This window comes from Paenibacillus sp. strain BS8-2, assembly GCF_054483835.1.
Genome location: NZ_CM137010.1, coordinates 1,995,294 through 2,013,725 on the forward strand (window position 1 = coordinate 1,995,294; position 18,432 = coordinate 2,013,725).

The following is an 18,432-nucleotide window of genomic DNA, read 5'->3' on the forward strand; positions in this document are numbered from 1 at the left end:
GTCGTCCCAAGCAGGGATGACAGCATCCACCAAACAAATCGGAGGTCAAGGCGAATGAACAAAAAAGCCATTGCAATCAGCAGTATCCTCACGCTCAGCATGTTACTAGGTGCATGTTCGGGTGGCAACGGCAATAACACGAGCACCCCAGACCCTACACAAACCAATGAAGGTGCGGCGCCAGCAACAGAGAAACCTGCTGAACCGGAGAAACCGACTGAAATTACGATTATGCTTCCTCTTAACACGTCCGAGACACCGCCAGACACCATTAAGAAGGAAGTCGAGAAGCTTACGAACACCAAGCTGACGTATCAATTCTTCCCGGCGGACACGTACGAAGAGAAGCTGAACGCTTCCTTCGCGACCGGCTCACTGCCGCAAGTCACTTATCTGAAGAACCAGGCGACATTCATTCAGATGAAAGGCGCAATCCGTGATGGTCAGTTCTGGGAAATCGGTCCTTACTTGGCGGAATTCCCGAACCTGAACAAGCTGAAGCCGGAAATTCTAAACAATACCAAGGTAGATGGCAAGCTGTATTCGGTATATATCGGTCGTCCGCTGGCTCGTCAGGGCATCATCTATCGTAAGGATTGGGCGGATAACCTCGGACTGAGCGCACCGACGACAATCGACGAGCTGTACACGATGATCGAGAAATTCACGAATGGCGATCCGGACAAAAACGGTCAGAACGACACAATGGGTCTGACGGACCGTAACGATCTCATCTATGGCGCTTTCAAGACATTGGCCGCTTACTTCGGCACACCGAACAACTGGGGCGAGAAGGACGGCGGATTGCAGCCGGAATTCACATTCGACTCATATGCAGCGACGATGGACTTTATGAAGAAGATCCGCGATAACAAGCTGATGAACGTCGACTTCGCGGCAACGTCCAAGACGGATCAAATCAACCTGTTCACGAGCGGCAAGGCTGGCGTTTACATCGGTTCCTTGCAAGACGTGAACTCGCTTAACAAGGATCTTGTGAAAAACGTACCGTCTGCGGTCATTGATGTACAGAATGTCGTCACAGGACCAAATGGCGAAAAAGCATCATGGGCAATTCCTGGCTACAACAACGTTGTATTGTTCCCGAAAGGCGCAATCAAGGATGAGGAGCAGCTCAAGAAGGTGCTTGCGTTCTTTGACAAGATGATGACGCCGGAAGTATCCAACCTCATGTATTGGGGCATCGAAGGCACTCACTACAATATCCAGGACGGCAAAGCCAAGGCCTCTGACAACGCTGAGCTGACTGAGCGCGAAGTAAAAGGCTACAAGGACAGCGTGATCGGCGAACCGGAAACAAACGGCATGCTGGAAGGCTTCCACGATCTAGCGGTACGGATTCATGCGGAGCAGCTCATTCCGGAGAGCGAGAAGATCGCGATTCACGATCCGACGGCTGCGCTTGATTCGGCTACGTTCACGGAGAAAGGCACGCAGCTGCAAGAGCTGATCAAGGATGCTACGTACAAGTACATCTACGGCGATCTCGACAAAGCTGGCTTTGACAAAGCGGTAGATGATTGGAAGAGCCGCGGCGGCGCGCAAATCATCGAAGAGTATTCGGCGGCATTCAAGCAGTAGTCGCAGCGCGGGATAGGGAAATCGGGTGCGATTGGAAGTGGAAGGTCGCTTGCGGCCTTCCGCTTCCACCACCGTCTATCGGCGCCGGTGCATTCACTCCCGAGAAGAAAGGAAGAACCAGCATGCAACACGCAGCAACAGAGATGAAAGGCGCGGAGATGAAGCTTCGCAGCAGCAGTGAGCTCAAGAGACGCATTTGGCGGAACAAATGGCTGTATGTCATGATTTTGCCGGGCATTCTCTATTTTATCGCCTTCAAGTACATTCCCATGTTCGGACTCGCCATCGCGTTCCAGGACTACAAGCCGCATTGGGGCTTTACCGGCAGTGAGTGGGTGGGCTTCAAACATTTCGAGAGACTGTTTACTGAACCCGATTTCATGATGATTCTTGGCAATACGTTATTGCTGTTCGGCATGAATCTGCTCTTCTATTTTCCGATTCCGATTATTATCGCATTGATGCTGAATGAAGTAAGAATTACGTTTTTCAAACGTTTTTTCCAGACGCTCGTTTATTTGCCCCATTTCATGTCATGGGTGATTATCGTGTCGATCGGCTTTGTTATGTTAACCATGGACGGCGGCATCATCAATGAAATGTTGGCATACTTCGGCTTCGAAAAAATCAATTTCCTGCTCAGCACCGAGTGGTTCCGACCAACCTATATCATTCAAGTGATATGGCGCGAGGCGGGCTGGGGAACGATCATATATTTGGCCGCAATCGCTTCGGTCGACCCGCAGCTGTACGAAGCTGCACGGATGGACGGCGCGGGCCGTCTGCGGCAAGTCTGGCATATTACGCTTCCGGCGATCAGGAGCGTCATCATCATTCTGCTCATTCTGAAAATCGGGGATGTCCTCGAGCTTGGCTTCGAGCATGTCTACTTGCTTCTGAATTCCATGAACCGCGATGTGGCGGAAATCATCGATACTTACGTGTATACGGCAGCGCTGCAGCAAGGACAATTCAGCTACAGCACAGCTATTGGATTCTTTAAGTCATTCATCGGTCTCGTACTTGTCGTGTTGGCCAATAAGCTGGCGAAGAAGATGGGCGAAGAGGGCGTGTACTAAGCAATAGCATAAAGCCATAATTCTTTATTTCTCACGAGGAGGCAATCCCCATGGTGGAAGACAGAACGGTCGGCGGGCGCGTGTTCGCCGCCGTCAACTATACGCTGCTCGCGATTATCGCGCTGGTTACGGTGCTTCCGTTCCTGCATGTTGTCGCTGGCTCCTTCACGACTAGTGCCGAGATGGCGGTTAAGAAGTTTATTTTGTTCCCGACCGTATGGAGCTTCGACGCATACAAGTTTATTTTCTCGACGGATACAATCTTCCGTGCGATGAGTGTTTCTGTAGGCATTACGTTATTCGGAACGTTGTTCAGTATGCTGCTTACAGCATTGATGGCATACGGTCTATCCAGGCGCGACCTTGATGGACGCAGGGGCATTATGTTCCTTGTTGTGTTCACGATGCTGTTCAGCGGCGGACTGATTCCGACCTTCTTGGTTGTGCGGGAGCTTGGTATGATCGACAGCTATCTGGCGCTTGTCGTGCCTACATCGATTAGCGCATTTAACCTCATTATTATGCGGAACTTCTTCCAGAACATCCCCGAAGGGTTGGAAGAGTCGGCCAAGATCGACGGCTGCAACGACTTTGGTATTTTGTTCCGGATCGTGCTTCCGCTGTCCATGCCGGCGATCGCCACATTATCGCTGTTCTATGCGGTGACGTACTGGAACACGTACTTAAGCGCAATCTTGTACCTCAACGACAGCTTGAAGTGGCCGATTCAAGTATTGCTTCGTCAGATCGTCGTGCTTGCAAGCGGTATGGACTACAGCTCTGACCTAGATTCTGCGGTGCCGCCGCCGGATCAAACGATTAAGATGGCGGTTATCGTCGTTGCGACGCTGCCGATCTTGATGGTATATCCGTTCTTGCAGAAACATTTTGCTAAAGGCGCTATGCTGGGATCGATAAAAGGGTAGGAATGAATAGAGGTTGGGCGGTTGCGTATAGACAACTAGGAGAGAGAGGATGTAGTGTTATGGCAGAACAGACGGTGACATCGCCGATTAGCTGGGCCAAAGCGGCTTGCGATTCGTTAATGGATCGATATGCGCCGGAGGAGCTGCCGCCCGCAGGGCGTTGGCATTATCATCAAGGTGTGTTCCTGTGCGGGATGGAGATGGTGTGGGAGCATGACGGGGGGCAGCAGTACGAAGCGTACATCAAACGTTACGTCGACAAGCTGGTGGATGCCGAAGGAAACTTCGCATTCGCCCGCGACGAGCTGGATGCTATACAACCTGGGCTGCTGCTGTTCAAGCTGGATGCACGCAATGGAGGAGACGACAAGCGTTACCGTGTAGCGGCTCAAAAGTTGCGTTCGCTCTTTCATACGCTGAACCGCACATCCGAAGGCGGCTTCTGGCATAAGGACAAATACGCTTACAACATGTGGCTGGACGGGCTCTACATGGGCGGAGTATTCGCGTTGAAATACGCCAATGCTTATGGCGACATTGACCTTCGGCAGCTTGTATTGCAGCAGGAATCGCTGATGCGCAGGTACATGCACGACGAAGAAACGGATTTACTTTATCACGCGTGGGACGAAAGCAGGGCGATGCCATGGGCAGATCCTTCAACAGGCCGGTCGCCCGAGTTCTGGGGACGCTCGCTTGGTTGGTACGTACTGGCACTCGCGCAATTTCTGGATGAGCTGCCGGAGAGCGATGCGGGCTGGGAGACGCTCGCGGGCGAGCTAGCCCGTGTTGTTTCATCACTTGTTCGTTATCAGGACGCAGTCAGCGGGCTGTGGTATCAGGTTGTCGACAAGGGACACTTGGCAGACAACTGGCTCGAAACCTCTTGTTCCAGCTTGTTCGTCTATGCAATAGCCAAAGCGTATAAACGCGGGTTGATCGGTGAGGAAGGACGATTGGCGGCGCGTCGTGGATTCGCGGGATTGACTGCCGTGATGGAAACGGATGAGCTTGGTCGTTTCGTGATGCCGAACATCTGCATCGGAACATCTGCAGGCGATTATGAGAACTATGTCACAAGACCGACCAGCAGCAACGACCTGCATGGCGTGGGCGCATTTGTGATGGCTTGCGTGGAGATGGAGAGTTTGGTTTAGGGTTTAGGGAGTCTACATTCGTGATGGCTTGTGTAGAGATGGAGAGCTTGGTTGTTTAGGAAGTCAGTATTCGCACGGTTATGTTGTAAGGTGATGCGAGGTGGGGCCGGCGTCAGAGCGTCCGCGGAGTGAGTGATGTGGATGCAGACGCCGGCTTGTTTGGGTACGAGCTAAGAGGCTTTATGTCTGGCTTATTGGTATGAGATAAGATTCTCCATGCGTGGACTGGTATGAGATAAGATTATCCCAGGCGTGGACTGGCGCTGGTCTGGCGCTGGACTAGACTGGAGTGGCGCTGGACTAGACTGGAATGGCGTGGAGTGGCATGGACTAGATTGGCGTGGCATGGACTGGAATGGTCTGGCATGCGCTGGACTGGACTGGCATCCTATGAATGATGTATTTCGTACAGTAATATTGTTGAATTTGCATCCAATTGAGTAATATTGATGTATTTGTGCAGGAATAAAGAGGGGGAGGGATGATGAAGAATGGAAGTAGCTCAGAATTGATGTACAAAGTACAGGATTATCTGTAATGTTTGAGGATTGGAGACTAGATTGATGTATGAAATACAGGATTTTTAAATTCCAAGACTGAATCATATAAGGCTGATTCGTAATTTGTAGTTGCGGGATGCGGGACGCCATCAGGGCGTTTTTTGTGTTATGCAGGTTTCGGAGCCGGTGCCGATGTGAATAATTGTTACCCGAACCATTTTCGTGACGTATGAATTTCTATCGATATGATTTAGAATGGAACTAATGAATGCGGGAAGGGAGGGAATGCGATGATGTTGGAGCTGGAGTTACACGATTGGTTGCCATATTTGTTCTCGATCAGCTTGTTATGTACGATCGCCTATTCATACACGATCCATCTGCGCGAATCGAACGCCGAGTATGCAAGCCGTGTGTCGCGGACGCAGTTGTGGTTGATGGTTTTGCCACAATTGACGTCCTTCGTTATGGCGGTCGGTCTGTGGCTGATCCGCTATGTGAAGCGCAAATCTGCGCCGGATGATGACGATTCAGCGTGCAGGTCCTCGTTGGAGAAGCAACAACTAAACCAACGAGGAGGCTATATATGCCTAATACAACAACATCAACGTTTGCATTCCTGTCCCGTTCCACGACACTTCGGATTATTTGCCTGACCGTACTCATCATTGGACTTTTCGCCATTACAGGCTGCGGCAACGCAACCGGGACAATAGACGGGGACACTCCCGGCGTATTCAACCATTATGTGATCTATCCGTTGTCAGCGTTTATCGTATGGATCGCGGGACTATTCCAGGACAATTACGGCATCGCCATTATGGCGATTACACTTATCATTAGACTCGCTTTATTCCCTCTTATGCTTCGCCAGTTCAAGTCGCAGATGACGATGAAAGGCAAGATGGCGGCACTGCAGCCCGAGCTGAAGGCGTTGGAAGCTAAGTTCAAGGACAAAAAGGATGCGGATAGTCTCTCCAAGAAACAACAGGAGACGATGGCGCTGTATCAGAAACATAACGTTAATCCACTCGCGATTGGCTGTCTGCCCATGCTGATTCAGATGCCGATTCTGATGGGATTATATTCGGCGATTCGCATGACGCCCGAGCTATCCACGCATTCATTCTTGTGGTTTAAGCTCGGCGAGCCTGATATGTTGTTGCCGGTTATTGCCGCGGTTGTGTACTTCCTGCAGTTCAAAATATCGCAGAGCGCAAACCAAAACGAGCAAGCGAAGCAAATGGCGTTTCTAGGTTATCTTTCTCCAATCATGATGGGGGCATTCGCGTTGTTCGCGCCAGCAGCGATTTCGTTATATTGGGTGACGGGCGGGCTGTTTATGATTGCTCAATCCTACTTGCTGAACAAGCTGTATAAGCAGCCTCCAGCCGCGAGTAACGGAACGGTGGAGATTGCCACAAGCACGGGTAAGTGATCGAGGCTCCAAGGTGAGTAAACCGACATGGAATGTGGCAGCGTTAGGCCGAACCATACAAAGACGAAGGACCGCTCGGAGGAGCGGCCCTTTTTTGGTGTGCCACGCATGGCGATTAACTAGGCGGTGAAAGTCCGCTGTGGGGGTTTGTAGTCACCAACCACTAGCCAAGAGCAAGGGTGTCCACCGTGAGGTGGAATCTGAAGGAAGCTGGAGGCAAAATTCCGACCCGAGGAACACGAACATCATAAGGCACAGGATATGGGATGAGCTTGCCAAACAAAGCGAAATCCAATGAACTACACGGACATGCCAGTGTAGATGGTGCGGGTGCATGGAAGGAAAGTGAATCGTCTTACCGTGGGAGGTCTCATGGACGTGAAGAGATATTAGCTTCGAATCACGGTTGAAACAAGATTTATCATGAGAAGTCAGCAGACGCCATAGTACCTCCTGCCGTCGACAGCAGGGGGGAAGGGCTGAACCTTAGGAGGTGATCGTCAATGAAAGCTACCAATACAGGAGCCAAGGGCAGCCAACTTCCAATGGAAGGCTCGCCGCAGAAGAATAGTGCGGAACACGAAGGATATGCGGGAGTGCACATTCCTGAGAGGATAGCCGAAACGGATGACACCAACGCAATCGAGTCGGAGAAGAGACTTCTTGAGAAGATCGTGAGCCGCGAAAACCTGAACGAAGCGTTCAAACGAGTAAAGGCAAACAAAGGCTCCCATGGAATCGATGGGATGACAGTAGATGCACTTCTACAATATCTCAAAGAAAATGGAGAGAAAATCAAGCAGTCTATTCTGGACGGAACGCATCGTCCGAATCCCGTTCGCAGGGTAGAGATACCGAAGGAGAACGGAAAGAAGAGAAATTTAGGCATACCGACCGTAGTGGACCGAGTCATCCAGCAAGCGATTGCCCAGGTGCTAACGCCGATCTACGAAAAGCAATTCTCGGATAACAGTTATGGATTTCGACCAAAGCGAAGTGCACACCATGCCATTCGGAAGAGTCAAGCCAACATCGACGAGGGCTACAAGTATGTAGTAGATATGGATTTGGAGAAATACTTCGACACGGTAAATCAAAGTAAGTTAATTGAAGTATTGTCCAGAACGATCAAAGACGGACGAGTCATCTCGCTCATCCACAAATACTTAAAAGCAGGAGTCGTAGTCAAACACAAATTCGAGGAAACAGAAATCGGCGTGCCCCAGGGTGGCAACCTGAGTCCAATACTTAGCAACATCATGCTGAACGAACTGGATAAGGAACTGGAGAACAGAGGACACCGATTCGTGCGCTATGCAGACGATCTGCTGATCTTCTGCAAAAGCAGGAAAAGCGCCGAGCGCTCTCTAACGAACATACTTCCCTTCATCGAAGGGAAGCTATTCCTTAGAGTAAATCGGGAGAAAACGGTCGTGGATGAGGTGGGAAAGGTTAAATTCCTTGGCTTCTCGTTCTATCGGTATAAAGGTCAAGCGAGGGTCAGAATACATCCGAAAGCCATTGCCAAGATGAAAGTGAAAATTAAAGAGCTGACGTCGAGAAGCAACGGAATGGGGAATGAGGTCCGTGCGATGAAGCTTAAACGCTATATTATGGGGTGGATCAACTACTTCAAGATAGCGGATATGAAGTCGCTACTCAAAACGACGGATGAATGGATGAGAAGACGGATTCGCATGATCTACTGGAAACAATGGAAGCGAATCAGGACAAAATTCGATCGACTGAAATCATTCGGCATCCTCGAACAGAAGGCATGGGAATACGCAAACACAAGAAAGAGCTATTGGAGAACCTCCAACAGCCCTATCCTTTCCAAATCCCTTAACAACTCCACTATAAATGCTCTAGGTTTCCTCTTCTTTTCTGATTATTATCGACAAGTTACTGCGCAGTCCTAATGGAACCGCCGTATACCGAACGGTACGTACGGTGGTGTGGGAGGTCGGCTACTCAAATAATGAGTAGCCTCCTACCCGATCGTGTAAGAGGTTGTTCAAAAAGTCCGCTTCCCATCACGAAGTAATCCAAGTAGTAAATTCGACATCGAATCTTGAACTCAAGTGAAACTTCCGGTGCTCACGTAGCTTCCACTACGCTCCGCGCCTCAGTTTCTACTTTCATCCAATCTTCTCGGTGCTGAAAACCGAACTTTTTGAACACGCACTATAAGGAGCGAATATAGTTTTTGTGCTATCCTACACGTTTGACTCTAAAGCAAGGTAAACCCTCATGAGTAAATGGTTTCAAGTCACAAGCTTGGGAAACCATCTGTTTAGAGACCATTTCTTTTTCGTAGAATGTGTACATCAAGAAATGCTCCAATAAGAAACAATCTAATAAATGAAAGAAAGCTGTCAGTTCAACCTCTGTGGTTTCACACTGAAGTACCAGGTTTAAGTCATATACATGCACGATCCCAAACGGAGGAAGCACATCACAATAATCAAACGAAGCGTCGTTGTAGTCTTTCACGATACTCTGTTCGATGGAGTCGAGCATGATTGAATGTATTTGTTTTAGATCACATAGGCTGAACGTTAGCGCCAAATCAAGGTGAGGGCAGGAAATGGCGAGATCGGCGATGTTTTTATGATGTCCCGGACGCACTTTAATGGTAGTTCCGTTGGCGATTTTGGATATTTCCGTAGATGCTTTATCCGAGCTTTCGAATCCATAACTAGTTTGTTGAAGAAATATGCTGACCCTGGTCATGTTGAAGTCTACCTTTCGTCTCGATATAAGTTATTTAGGGTCCGATATGATCTTGGGAGGCGGTCGCTGGATATCATAGCGAGCTATTGCTAGCTTCATCTATCATCACTCGCCGAGAGGACTCCCGCTTCTGCAAGCGGTGAGTTGAATCGGCGACTTCCTGAACATGCTCAAAAGATGCCCTTTTCTTCGACCTGAATTCACAGTACAATTGAATGAGAACACACATTCGTATATTGTGTTCGGGTGGAGGTGAAGTCATGTCGGATTCATCGGTGATGTACAAAACTTATCAGGTATGGATCAAACCAGGCCATCGTTTGTTTGCGTACCTGGATGAAGCGTGTCAGAACGCTAAAAATCTGTACAACACAACCAACTTTTTCATCCGGCAAGTGTTTACTGCTTTTAGACGAAATGAACCCCTGCATCCTTTGCAACAACACGTGATGGACACTCTCGAATCACAGCTTGAAGCGATGAACGAAAGACGGTGCGCTCATAATCGTTCCCGTCCGTTTGAACGACCTTCACAGGAGAAGCCCTTTGTGTCCTACTCCTTTCTGGACGCGTTGATCAAAGTGATGGAACAACCCGATTATCGCGCGCTCCCTGCGCAAAGCAGTCAAGGTATTATGAAGGTGGTATTTCAAAATTGGAACGGCTTCTTTGCGAGCATGAAGGATTATCGCAAACATCCAGAGAAGTACAGCGGCAAACCGAATATACCGGGTTACGCTCGCCGTCCGGTGAAAGAAATTGTGTTCTCCAATCAGGATTGCGTGATCAAAGAACGGAAGTTTCTTAAGCTGCCCAAGACCAAGCTGCAGCTTAACATCGGCAAGCTGGGCTGTATCGACGGACAACTGAAGCAAGTACGCGTGGTGCCGAGCCATGGACACTATGTTGTCGAGTTGATTTTCGCTTTTCCTGTGAAAGAGAAGGAAAAGGAAACAACGCAAGAACATGTGCAAGGGGAAACATGTGCCGAGTCCCTTATGGACGTAAATGCTCCACACTTACTAATGGACGTAAATCGTTCCGATTTACTAATGGACGTAAATCGTTCCGATTTACTAATGGCCATTGATTTAGGCGTGGACAATCTTGCAACCATCGTCACGACAACGGGTTCGCAGCCGCTGATCGTGAAGGGCAAGATCGTCAAAGCGATCAATCAGTATTACAATAAGATGAAAGCGCACTACACCGGGATTCTTTGTCAAGGCAAGAAGCAGCGAGAAGGAGTCCATACATCCAAACGGCTGCAACGCTTGCATCGGAAGCGCCATCTCCGGATCAAAGATTTGTTCCACAAAGCCAGCCACCACATCGTCAAGCTGGCTGTGGAACAACGCATCGGTACGATCGTCATCGGACATAACGACGGATGGAAGCAAGTGTCAGCGCTGGGGAAACGTAACAATCAGTCGTTCTGCCACATCCCCCACAAGATGCTAATCCGAATGATCCAGTATAAGGCGGTGGAGCATGGGATAGCGGTTGTTCTGACGGAAGAAGCATATACGTCGAAAGCGAGCTTTCTGGATCACGACCCCTTGCCGCGTTATGGCGATGAAGGGACATGGAAGTTCTTAGGCAAGCGGATTCATCGTGGGCTGTATAGAAGCACAGAGGGCTTGATTCATGCCGATGTGAACGGGGCAGCCAACATTATGCGCAAAGTATTCCCAAACGTATCTGCCAAGAGCTCGGATGGGATAGAGGGGTTGGATGGTAACCAGTCCGTCAACGTGTCAACTCCCCGGGTGTTAAGCATCCTGCAATCAGTCAGTTTGAGACATTCGAAACCCCCACTTCAACCGAAGCGATAGCACCGGTAAGTGGTGGGAGTATTCATCCAGATCCAATCCCTTAACTCGTCAATCCGCAATGGATATTCGCTTGCAAGAGCTGCATGTTCGATCAAAAACGCCTGACCCTTCACCGTAAGCCTGGCTGGTCGCAAGGATAAATGGTCACCGACTCGCAGAACCCGTTCTAAGAATCCCTTTTTTTTCGAGGAGCTTGATCATTCGATCGAATTCATAGTCCTTTAATCCATATACATGTTCGTTAATGGTTGTTCGTTTATCATGTATTTCCTTTAATATGCTGAATCCAGCGCGCATAGCCATCCACTCCATGATGTGAGATTGTTAGCGATTTGAAACGCGATGAGGGCGTTGCACGAAAAGTGCAGGTCGTGCTCATTACTTCAGACGTAAGCTATAGAAGAAAGTTGCTTTCGAACAGCTTTTATAAGGCGGCCCGCCACGGGCGCTGCAGCCCGAAAAAGTGGGGATACAGCCCGCAATCCGCCCGCCACGGGCGCTTACTGGAAAAAAATGATCTGGATTCTACATAATTCTTCGTATAGATGCGTATAAATAACTTGTCCGGGGAAAACAGTTCGGATATCGCCCGCCTCTAGCCCAGCATGCGCCAAACACGCAACAGTGCTTGCCTTTTCTGGGTTAACGTGGTATAATGGGCGATATTTGAAGATGCTAGGCATGACCTCGATCAAGACGATGTCGGCCTTATAGACGAAAACTGCCCAACCCGCGAGTGGGGGCAGTTTTCCGTTTTTCGGCGCGCGTTGCTCGTACGGATGGGGACATGAGTCATTGCGAAAGAGCGAAGGAGGCTGGCCATGTATAATCGTAAAAAGCCGCTAGAGGAAATTCCGCAGGAGAACACGAAGATATGGGCGTGCGAGACGGAAGGGTGCAATAGCTGGATGAGAGATAACTTTTCGTTCGACAAAACACCGAATTGCTTGGTTTGCAATGCACCGATGGTGAGCAGCGAAAGAATGCTGCCCGCTCTCGTCAATTCGACCGCAGCAGCTTCTGAAATCAAAGGCTAGCACGCATAAGAACGGCGATGAGATGGATAGAGTGCAACAAACAACAACCCCGATAACAGCGGTCAAGCCGCTGCTATCGGGGTTGTTTTTGTTTAATGATAAACGCTTACATGTTAATTTTTCCGCGTCATTACTGGGGATTTTGGATGCGGCTTCATAATTCAATAGTAGTTTCATTCTTTGATATTTGAATTATTCAGGAGGCGTGCTAACTTGATGTGGCAGGATCCTGCTTAGAAGTTAACCTCATCTCGATCGAAAGGAGAAGTTATGTGGAGGTAAAGTCGGTTAAGAAACAAGGGGTGTGGAGAGAGCTCAATAAAAACAGATGGGGCTATCTGATGGCGCTGCCTGGTATTGTTTTTCTCCTTATGTTTTCCTATTTGCCTATGAGCGGTCTTGTTCTCGCTTTCAAGGATTACAACCGTGTAGACGGCATATTCGGGAGCCCCTGGAACGGTTTGCGTAATTTCGAATCGTTTGTTACATCACCGGACGTCTTGAGAGTTGGTTTCAACACCTTATATTTAAACGCTTTATTTATCGTTTTTGGTACGCTCGTGCAAATTGTCATTGCCATCCTGTTGCATGAAGCTGCCAAAAAATGGTTCAAAAAAGTAGCGCAGTCGTTGCTGTTCTTTCCCTACTTTGTATCCTGGGTTGTTGTAGGTGAGCTCGTTTATAGTGTACTATCCAAGGATTTTGGTTCGCTTGACAAAATACTGGCTCAATTGGGTTTGCCGCAGATTGAATGGTATACAGAACCACAGTATTGGCGAGCGATTTTGGTATTCGTGTATATATGGAAATGGACAGGATATGGAGCCATTATTTATATAGCTGCTTTGACGAGCATCGATACCACCTATTACGAAGCAGCAACGGTGGACGGCGCAAACCGCTGGCAGCAAGTGAAACATATTACTTTGCCATTGCTAATGCCAACAACAATCATCCTGACTCTGCTGGCTATAGGGAGAATCTGTTATGGGGATTTCGGCATGATATTCGGTATTGTGAAGGAAAATGGCATTCTAATGCCGACAACGGACATTCTGGATACGTATGTCTATCGTTCCTTGCGCGTCTACAATGATATAGGGATGTCGACTGCGGTAGGTTTTGTTCAATCGATTATGGGCTTTATCCTTGTATTCGCAAGTAATCGTCTTGCAAGAAAAATCGGAGATGGCACATCGCTGTACTAAGGAGGGTGAAAACAATGAAACTATCTCTGGTTGATCGAACCTTTAATTGGATTGTGTACGGGACAGTCACCGTCTTTATGCTGATTTGTTTGTATCCCTTAGTTCTTATGATCTCTAGCTCCTTCTCGGCGGAGAAGGAAATCATTAAATTAGGGTACTCGTTATGGCCTAGAGATTTTACCTTTGCTACGTATTCCTATCTGTTTCAGAGCGGCGGAGAGTGGATTGTCTCTTCCTATCTGGTCAGCATATTCGTGACGGTCGCCGGCACAATATGCAGCATGCTCATCACAGCAATGTTAGCGTATACATTGTCTTCGAAGAAGTTGAAATATAGAAATTCCATCTCGATGTATTGTTACTTTACGATGCTGTTTAATGGAGGGCTTGTCCCTTGGTATATCCTCATCGTCAATTATTATCAGTTAACCAATACGATGGCTGCGTTGATTGTCCCCTATTTGTTAAATGTGTTCTTTCTGTTCGTCATGCGGAGCTACTTTGATACGATTCCCGAACCTTTGCTGGAATCAGCTAGAATCGATGGCGCTAGCGAGATCTATATATTCGCCCGCATTATGATTCCGATAGCTATGCCTGGCATTGCGACGATTTCTTTATTCTATGCGATTCAATACTGGAACGACTGGTGGTTGTCCTTGTTGTTTATTCGAGACGATGAACTATTTCCGCTGCAATATCGGTTATACAATCTGTTATCGAACACACAAGCGCTCGCTAGCAACATGTCGGAGAGCGCGGCAGATAAAATTGCTGTACCGACCGTAACGGTCAAAGCGGCAATTACAATGATCACGATAGCGCCGATCCTTCTAGTATTTCCTTTCATTCAGCGTTTCTTTGTAAAAGGATTAATGATTGGCGCAGTAAAAGGCTGATCAAGCCTATATTCTATAAGGAGGTGATAGATATATAGGCGTTTTTTGCTTAACATGAAACGTAACATGCAATAAGTCGTGATCGTAAATAACTTGAGAAGGGGATACAATGTATATGAAAACGAATGGAAAAAAAAGATTGCCCGTATTATTAACTTCGATGGCGGCAATGTTAGCGATTACTGCATGTTCAGGCAACAATACACCAGCGGCAAGTCCGACAAGCAAGCCGGTAGAGGAGAACACTAGCACAAAAGAAGAGGTTAAAGTCAGTGAGCAGAAATTGGCAACCATCAATATGGTTATGCCTGGGGATCAGAGTTCTCGCATGAAAGCTTTTCTGGAAACCGAGTTTGCTCAGAAGATGAAAGAGGATCTAAACCTGGAATTCAACATTAACTATATCCCTTGGGCGCAATATTACGATAAATTGAACCTAATGTTTTCTTCCGGAGAGGCTTTGGATCTGTTCTGGGGAAGCCCAAGTAAGCTGGCGGAATTTGCTAATAAGAAAAACGTGATGGCTGTTGATGAGATACTGCCGGACAACGGTCCTAATATTCTTAAACATTTCCCAGAAGAAAACTTTGAAGCAGTTAAATTAAACGGTCAAATGTACGCGCTTCCAGTTGCTAAGGCGCCTACGGCTGTTAAATTCCATTCCTTGTTAGTGCGCGAGGATTTGTTGAAAGAGGCGGGCATGGATGCTATCACATCCATTCAAGATATTAACGACTTTGCGGCCAAAGTGTTGGAGAACCATCCAGAGATGACGCCGATATTCGAAGTCGATCCGATAACGCCTTACTACAGAGCGTTCTCGCCGCAAGATGTCTCTCTTACGCCTATGGGCAATGCCCCTCATTATTATGTGAATGAAGATGAAGCTGGTGGGAAGGTCTACTCCTTGTTCGATAATGTAGACATCGTCAAACAAATCAGTGCAATGCGCGCCGATTGGCGGAGCAAAGGTTATATCAAGGATAATCAATTGACGAATGCAGGCAACGGGTTAAGTGAATTTAATTCAGGCAACTATGCGATGACGACTGGCGCAGCCGGTGACCGTGCGGTCAATTTCATTGGTTCCTTGACGAAGAATGTGCCTACAGGCGAACTCAACGAATATTTGTTGAATCCGGATAAGCCCAAATATAAACAAATGGTTGTGACAGATGTGTTCTATGTAGCGGCGCAATCCAAGCATCCGGACCGTGTCGTACAATTCTTGAACTGGGTCTATGAGAACCAAGAAAACTATGACTTTATGATCAATGGCGTAAAAGATAAGGACTTTAAAGAAGTTGGCGACAAAATCGAAAAGATCAACAATGATGAGCTGTGGCCAGCCTGGATGCTATATAACAAGGCCTACGCTAAATTTAGCACGATCATCCCAGATAAGACCGCAACTAGCTATAAAAATTGGGATGAGGGTTCGATCCAATCCAAAACGGCAGGGTTTGTATTCGACAATGCTAGCGTAAAAACCGAAGAAGCGAAGGTCAAACAAATCATAGTTGAAAAAATCAATCCAATTCTGTGGGGCTTCCTGGACTTTGATGAGAACTTCCCGGAAGCAAGGAAGGCGCTTACGAATGCTGGGGTTGAGAAGATTGTAGAGGAATATAGTCGGCAGTTGCAAGCATATATCGATTCAAAATAAATTACCGATGGAATGAGTTGACTTTCATGGCCACAACCAGAACAAGTAAGGAGAAATTCATCGCAAAAACCTTTTTCATTAAATTATTGCTTATTTATTTGGGAACGGCTGTGATGTCCGTACTTGTTCTGGCTAGTATCATGTACTATTGGTTCGGCAATAAGAGTACCGAGGATATACTCGCGATGAACCGAGTAATGTTGCACAATGTGCATGCCAAAGGTGACAGCGCGATATCCAATGCCGAACAAATTGCTTATCAAATCTTCAAACACAGTGAATTCCAGGGACTATTGAGAGATGAGAGGCCGAGTGTGCCTGATTTGCTCAATACGTCTAAATTTATTGATACCATCCTGCTAACGAATGAGGAAGTCGCTTCGGTCTACATTGTCAAAAACAATAAAATCATGATGGAGAAAACAGGCAGAGGCGTTGTGGAGAAGGAGTCTGCAATCATTGAATTAGCCGAATCCGTTGACAACCTTACGCCTGTAGTACGAATGGTATCCTACATTACAGGCGGCTCTGCTAATGTGATCTCTGTCATGTTCAAAGAAGAGGAAATGGGAGCCGTACTGGTCACTTTGGATGCGGATCAGGTCAAGCAAGAGGTGTTCAATCCCGATGAAAGGGATACCACGGCTGCGGCCATATTGGATGCCAATGGTCAAATTTTGTTAAGCAGTCACGAGAATACTGATTATCTCGAGTTGTATCATGAGGCGTATGAGCTTCTGACCGATCAAGGGCAACCGTCCGGCAGCGGGTCCAAACATGTGAAGGGTGAGCAGGGCCTCATCGCCAACTATATCGTGAATGAGCAGTCAGATTGGATCGTGTTATCGCTCATTCGGAACAACGATATTATACGGGAGCAATCCCAGGTCATGAAATCAATTGTGACGATCATATCCGTTATTTGCATCATGCTGGTATTCATTTCGATTATCGTGTCCAAACGATATTATTTGCCGATGACGGTTATTTTCAGTCAAATCGTTCGTTCCGCAAGAAAAACAGAAGTGGCTGAAGAGGCAGAAGCGCTTAATCTGAAGGTGATTGTCAATGCGACCAAATCGCTGTTTGAACGGATGAACGTATTGGAGTCCCAGGAAGAACGAAGTATATTTGCGATGCAGTCGCAGTACATACAGGTATTAATGCAGCAAAGTCATGAGTTGAATGAACAAGAGATCCGAGAGCAGCTCAAGGATTTGAGAGTTGTGAGTAATACGTATGATTCCTATCGGATTCTAGTTGTTCGGATTAATTCGTATACCCGATTTAAGGAACAGAATACGAACGCCGCTGCTTCTCTCAAGCTGAATTCATTAGCGAATCTGACGCTTGAGATGTTAGGCTTTGAGACGAATAGCACTTACGTGGTCGTTGAAGATGAGCATCTCGTTTTCTTGCTTCAAATGGGTGGGCAGGCCGGGAAGTTCGAACCTGCTGTATTAAACCATGTTCTGCTGCAACTAAGAGAAACCTCGAAAAGTATTTGGGAAATCGAATTTACAGCCGGTATTAGCGATGTTGAGGAGCATTACCAGCGCATATCCAGCAGCTATAAGCAGGCGTATGAAGCGACAAATTATCGTCTGTATGAAGGTCCTGAGCCTGTGCTGTACACTTCTGCTGAAATCATCGAGTCGGAGACGATCGGAGAGGACGTTCGAAAAGTAGAGAGGCTCTTGATGAAGGATATCAAGCAGCTAGCGAAGCTTGAATTTGACGAGCATGTCAACGAATATCTGGATTACCTTCGCGCGCTTCCTTATCGGACTACGGTGAAGCTGAACGCGCAGATGATCCATTCGTTGTTCCTTATTCTGGAGGATGTCATTTTCGCGCAATCCGAAAAGCCTGAATATGACTACCAATCGATCTATAATCGTGTTCTGACCATGGAGTCTCTGTCCGAGCTTCGTGCGTGTTATGAGGAAGTGTATGAATGGATCAGCCGAGAGATTATTGCGATTCATACCTCGAACTCTTCGGATATTGTGCGAAAAATAGTAGAGCTGGCGGCAAACAACTATACTAACTCGGGGATTTCCGCGAATGGGATGGCCGATGAGCTTCAAATTACTCCCCAATATTTTAGCAAAATCATGAAAGAGGCACTCGGGATGAGCTTCCCGGATTATATAAATAATTTAAGGCTAACCAAAGCGCGGGAACTGCTGATTTCTCAGCCTGATATGGGCGTGAAGCACATTTATGAAAGTGTCGGCTACAACAATGCGGCTTATTTCACTGCACTATTCAAGAAGACATACGGCGTAACGCCTACTCAATATAGAAAGACGGTTCAATAGTATAGAGCAAGCTCCTAAAAGGGAG

Annotated in this window: 15 protein-coding genes; 14 read left to right on the top strand and 1 reads right to left on the bottom strand. The window is 47.5% G+C overall.

What is annotated here, in order from left to right; translation table 11 throughout:
- Positions 1–54: 54 nt before the first annotated feature.
- The 8 genes from ACX1C1_RS08750 to ltrA all read left to right on the top strand — a co-directional run bounded on the left by ACX1C1_RS08750 (position 55) and on the right by ltrA (position 8,624).
- Positions 55–1,602: an extracellular solute-binding protein gene (locus tag ACX1C1_RS08750; protein WP_458956708.1), complete on the top strand. Its 1,548-nt coding sequence runs from the start codon at positions 55–57 to the stop codon at positions 1,600–1,602.
- A 143-nt stretch (positions 1,603–1,745) separates the two neighbouring features.
- Positions 1,746–2,681, top strand: coding sequence for an ABC transporter permease (locus ACX1C1_RS08755; protein ID WP_458957639.1), 936 nt, complete (start codon positions 1,746–1,748; stop codon positions 2,679–2,681).
- 50 nt (positions 2,682–2,731) lie between these two features.
- Positions 2,732–3,607 (top strand): carbohydrate ABC transporter permease, encoded by an 876-nt coding sequence (locus ACX1C1_RS08760; protein ID WP_458956709.1) that lies wholly within the window; start codon positions 2,732–2,734, stop codon positions 3,605–3,607.
- A 59-nt stretch (positions 3,608–3,666) separates the two neighbouring features.
- Entirely contained in the window at positions 3,667–4,764 is a 1,098-nt protein-coding gene (locus tag ACX1C1_RS08765) for a glycoside hydrolase family 88/105 protein (RefSeq protein WP_458956710.1), read from the top strand.
- A 252-nt stretch (positions 4,765–5,016) separates the two neighbouring features.
- On the top strand, positions 5,017–5,208 hold the full coding sequence (locus ACX1C1_RS08770) for a hypothetical protein (protein WP_458956711.1): 192 nt from the start codon (positions 5,017–5,019) through the stop codon (positions 5,206–5,208).
- A 346-nt stretch (positions 5,209–5,554) separates the two neighbouring features.
- Positions 5,555–5,920 (top strand): hypothetical protein, encoded by a 366-nt coding sequence (locus tag ACX1C1_RS08775; protein WP_458956712.1) that lies wholly within the window; start codon positions 5,555–5,557, stop codon positions 5,918–5,920.
- Entirely contained in the window at positions 5,851–6,702 is an 852-nt protein-coding gene (gene yidC, locus ACX1C1_RS08780) for a membrane protein insertase YidC (RefSeq protein WP_458956713.1), read from the top strand. The genes ACX1C1_RS08775 and yidC overlap by 70 nt, the downstream gene beginning before the upstream one ends.
- Before the next feature lie 503 nt (positions 6,703–7,205).
- Positions 7,206–8,624: a group II intron reverse transcriptase/maturase gene (gene ltrA, locus ACX1C1_RS08785; protein WP_458955974.1), complete on the top strand. Its 1,419-nt coding sequence runs from the start codon at positions 7,206–7,208 to the stop codon at positions 8,622–8,624.
- Between the two features lie 292 nt (positions 8,625–8,916).
- On the opposite strand, the gene ACX1C1_RS08790 is transcribed toward ltrA, so the two are convergent.
- Positions 8,917–9,438: a hypothetical protein gene (locus ACX1C1_RS08790; RefSeq protein WP_458956714.1), complete on the bottom strand. Its 522-nt coding sequence runs from the start codon at positions 9,436–9,438 to the stop codon at positions 8,917–8,919.
- A gap of 260 nt (positions 9,439–9,698) precedes the next feature.
- Here ACX1C1_RS08790 and ACX1C1_RS08795 point away from each other — a divergent pair, with 260 nt between their 5' ends.
- The 6 genes from ACX1C1_RS08795 (at position 9,699) to ACX1C1_RS08820 (ending at position 18,407) form a co-directional block, all read left to right on the top strand.
- Positions 9,699–11,273 carry an RNA-guided endonuclease InsQ/TnpB family protein gene (locus ACX1C1_RS08795; RefSeq protein ID WP_458956715.1) on the top strand — a complete coding sequence of 525 codons (1,575 nt, stop codon included), beginning with the start codon at positions 9,699–9,701 and terminating at the stop codon, positions 11,271–11,273.
- 821 nt (positions 11,274–12,094) lie between these two features.
- Entirely contained in the window at positions 12,095–12,310 is a 216-nt protein-coding gene (locus tag ACX1C1_RS08800; protein ID WP_458956716.1) for a cold-shock protein, read from the top strand.
- 272 nt (positions 12,311–12,582) lie between these two features.
- A complete protein-coding gene (locus ACX1C1_RS08805) occupies positions 12,583–13,518 on the top strand; it encodes an ABC transporter permease (protein ID WP_458956717.1) in 936 nt (311 codons plus the stop codon).
- Positions 13,519–13,532: 14 nt separating this feature from the next.
- Entirely contained in the window at positions 13,533–14,417 is an 885-nt protein-coding gene (locus ACX1C1_RS08810; RefSeq protein ID WP_458956718.1) for a carbohydrate ABC transporter permease, read from the top strand.
- Between the two features lie 115 nt (positions 14,418–14,532).
- Positions 14,533–16,083 (top strand): ABC transporter substrate-binding protein, encoded by a 1,551-nt coding sequence (locus ACX1C1_RS08815; protein WP_458956719.1) that lies wholly within the window; start codon positions 14,533–14,535, stop codon positions 16,081–16,083.
- Between the two features lie 26 nt (positions 16,084–16,109).
- Positions 16,110–18,407 carry a helix-turn-helix domain-containing protein gene (locus tag ACX1C1_RS08820; protein ID WP_458956720.1) on the top strand — a complete coding sequence of 766 codons (2,298 nt, stop codon included), beginning with the start codon at positions 16,110–16,112 and terminating at the stop codon, positions 18,405–18,407.
- Positions 18,408–18,432: the final 25 nt, after the last annotated feature.

What these genes read in the sequence shown, in the direction of transcription:
- ACX1C1_RS08820 (WP_458956720.1), top strand. Translation starts at nt 16,110, where the DNA reads ATGGCCACAACCAGAACAAGTAAGGAGAAATTCATCGCAAAAACCTTT.
- ACX1C1_RS08790 (WP_458956714.1), bottom strand. Translation starts at nt 9,438, where the DNA reads ATGACCAGGGTCAGCATATTTCTTCAACAAACTAGTTATGGATTCGAA.
- ACX1C1_RS08800 (WP_458956716.1), top strand. Translation starts at nt 12,095, where the DNA reads ATGTATAATCGTAAAAAGCCGCTAGAGGAAATTCCGCAGGAGAACACG.
- ACX1C1_RS08755 (WP_458957639.1), top strand. Translation starts at nt 1,746, where the DNA reads ATGAAAGGCGCGGAGATGAAGCTTCGCAGCAGCAGTGAGCTCAAGAGA.
- ACX1C1_RS08810 (WP_458956718.1), top strand. Translation starts at nt 13,533, where the DNA reads ATGAAACTATCTCTGGTTGATCGAACCTTTAATTGGATTGTGTACGGG.
- ACX1C1_RS08760 (WP_458956709.1), top strand. Translation starts at nt 2,732, where the DNA reads ATGGTGGAAGACAGAACGGTCGGCGGGCGCGTGTTCGCCGCCGTCAAC.
- ltrA (WP_458955974.1), top strand. Translation starts at nt 7,206, where the DNA reads ATGAAAGCTACCAATACAGGAGCCAAGGGCAGCCAACTTCCAATGGAA.
- yidC (WP_458956713.1), top strand. Translation starts at nt 5,851, where the DNA reads ATGCCTAATACAACAACATCAACGTTTGCATTCCTGTCCCGTTCCACG.
- ACX1C1_RS08775 (WP_458956712.1), top strand. Translation starts at nt 5,555, where the DNA reads ATGATGTTGGAGCTGGAGTTACACGATTGGTTGCCATATTTGTTCTCG.
- ACX1C1_RS08765 (WP_458956710.1), top strand. Translation starts at nt 3,667, where the DNA reads ATGGCAGAACAGACGGTGACATCGCCGATTAGCTGGGCCAAAGCGGCT.
- ACX1C1_RS08795 (WP_458956715.1), top strand. Translation starts at nt 9,699, where the DNA reads ATGTCGGATTCATCGGTGATGTACAAAACTTATCAGGTATGGATCAAA.
- ACX1C1_RS08815 (WP_458956719.1), top strand. Translation starts at nt 14,533, where the DNA reads ATGAAAACGAATGGAAAAAAAAGATTGCCCGTATTATTAACTTCGATG.
- ACX1C1_RS08750 (WP_458956708.1), top strand. Translation starts at nt 55, where the DNA reads ATGAACAAAAAAGCCATTGCAATCAGCAGTATCCTCACGCTCAGCATG.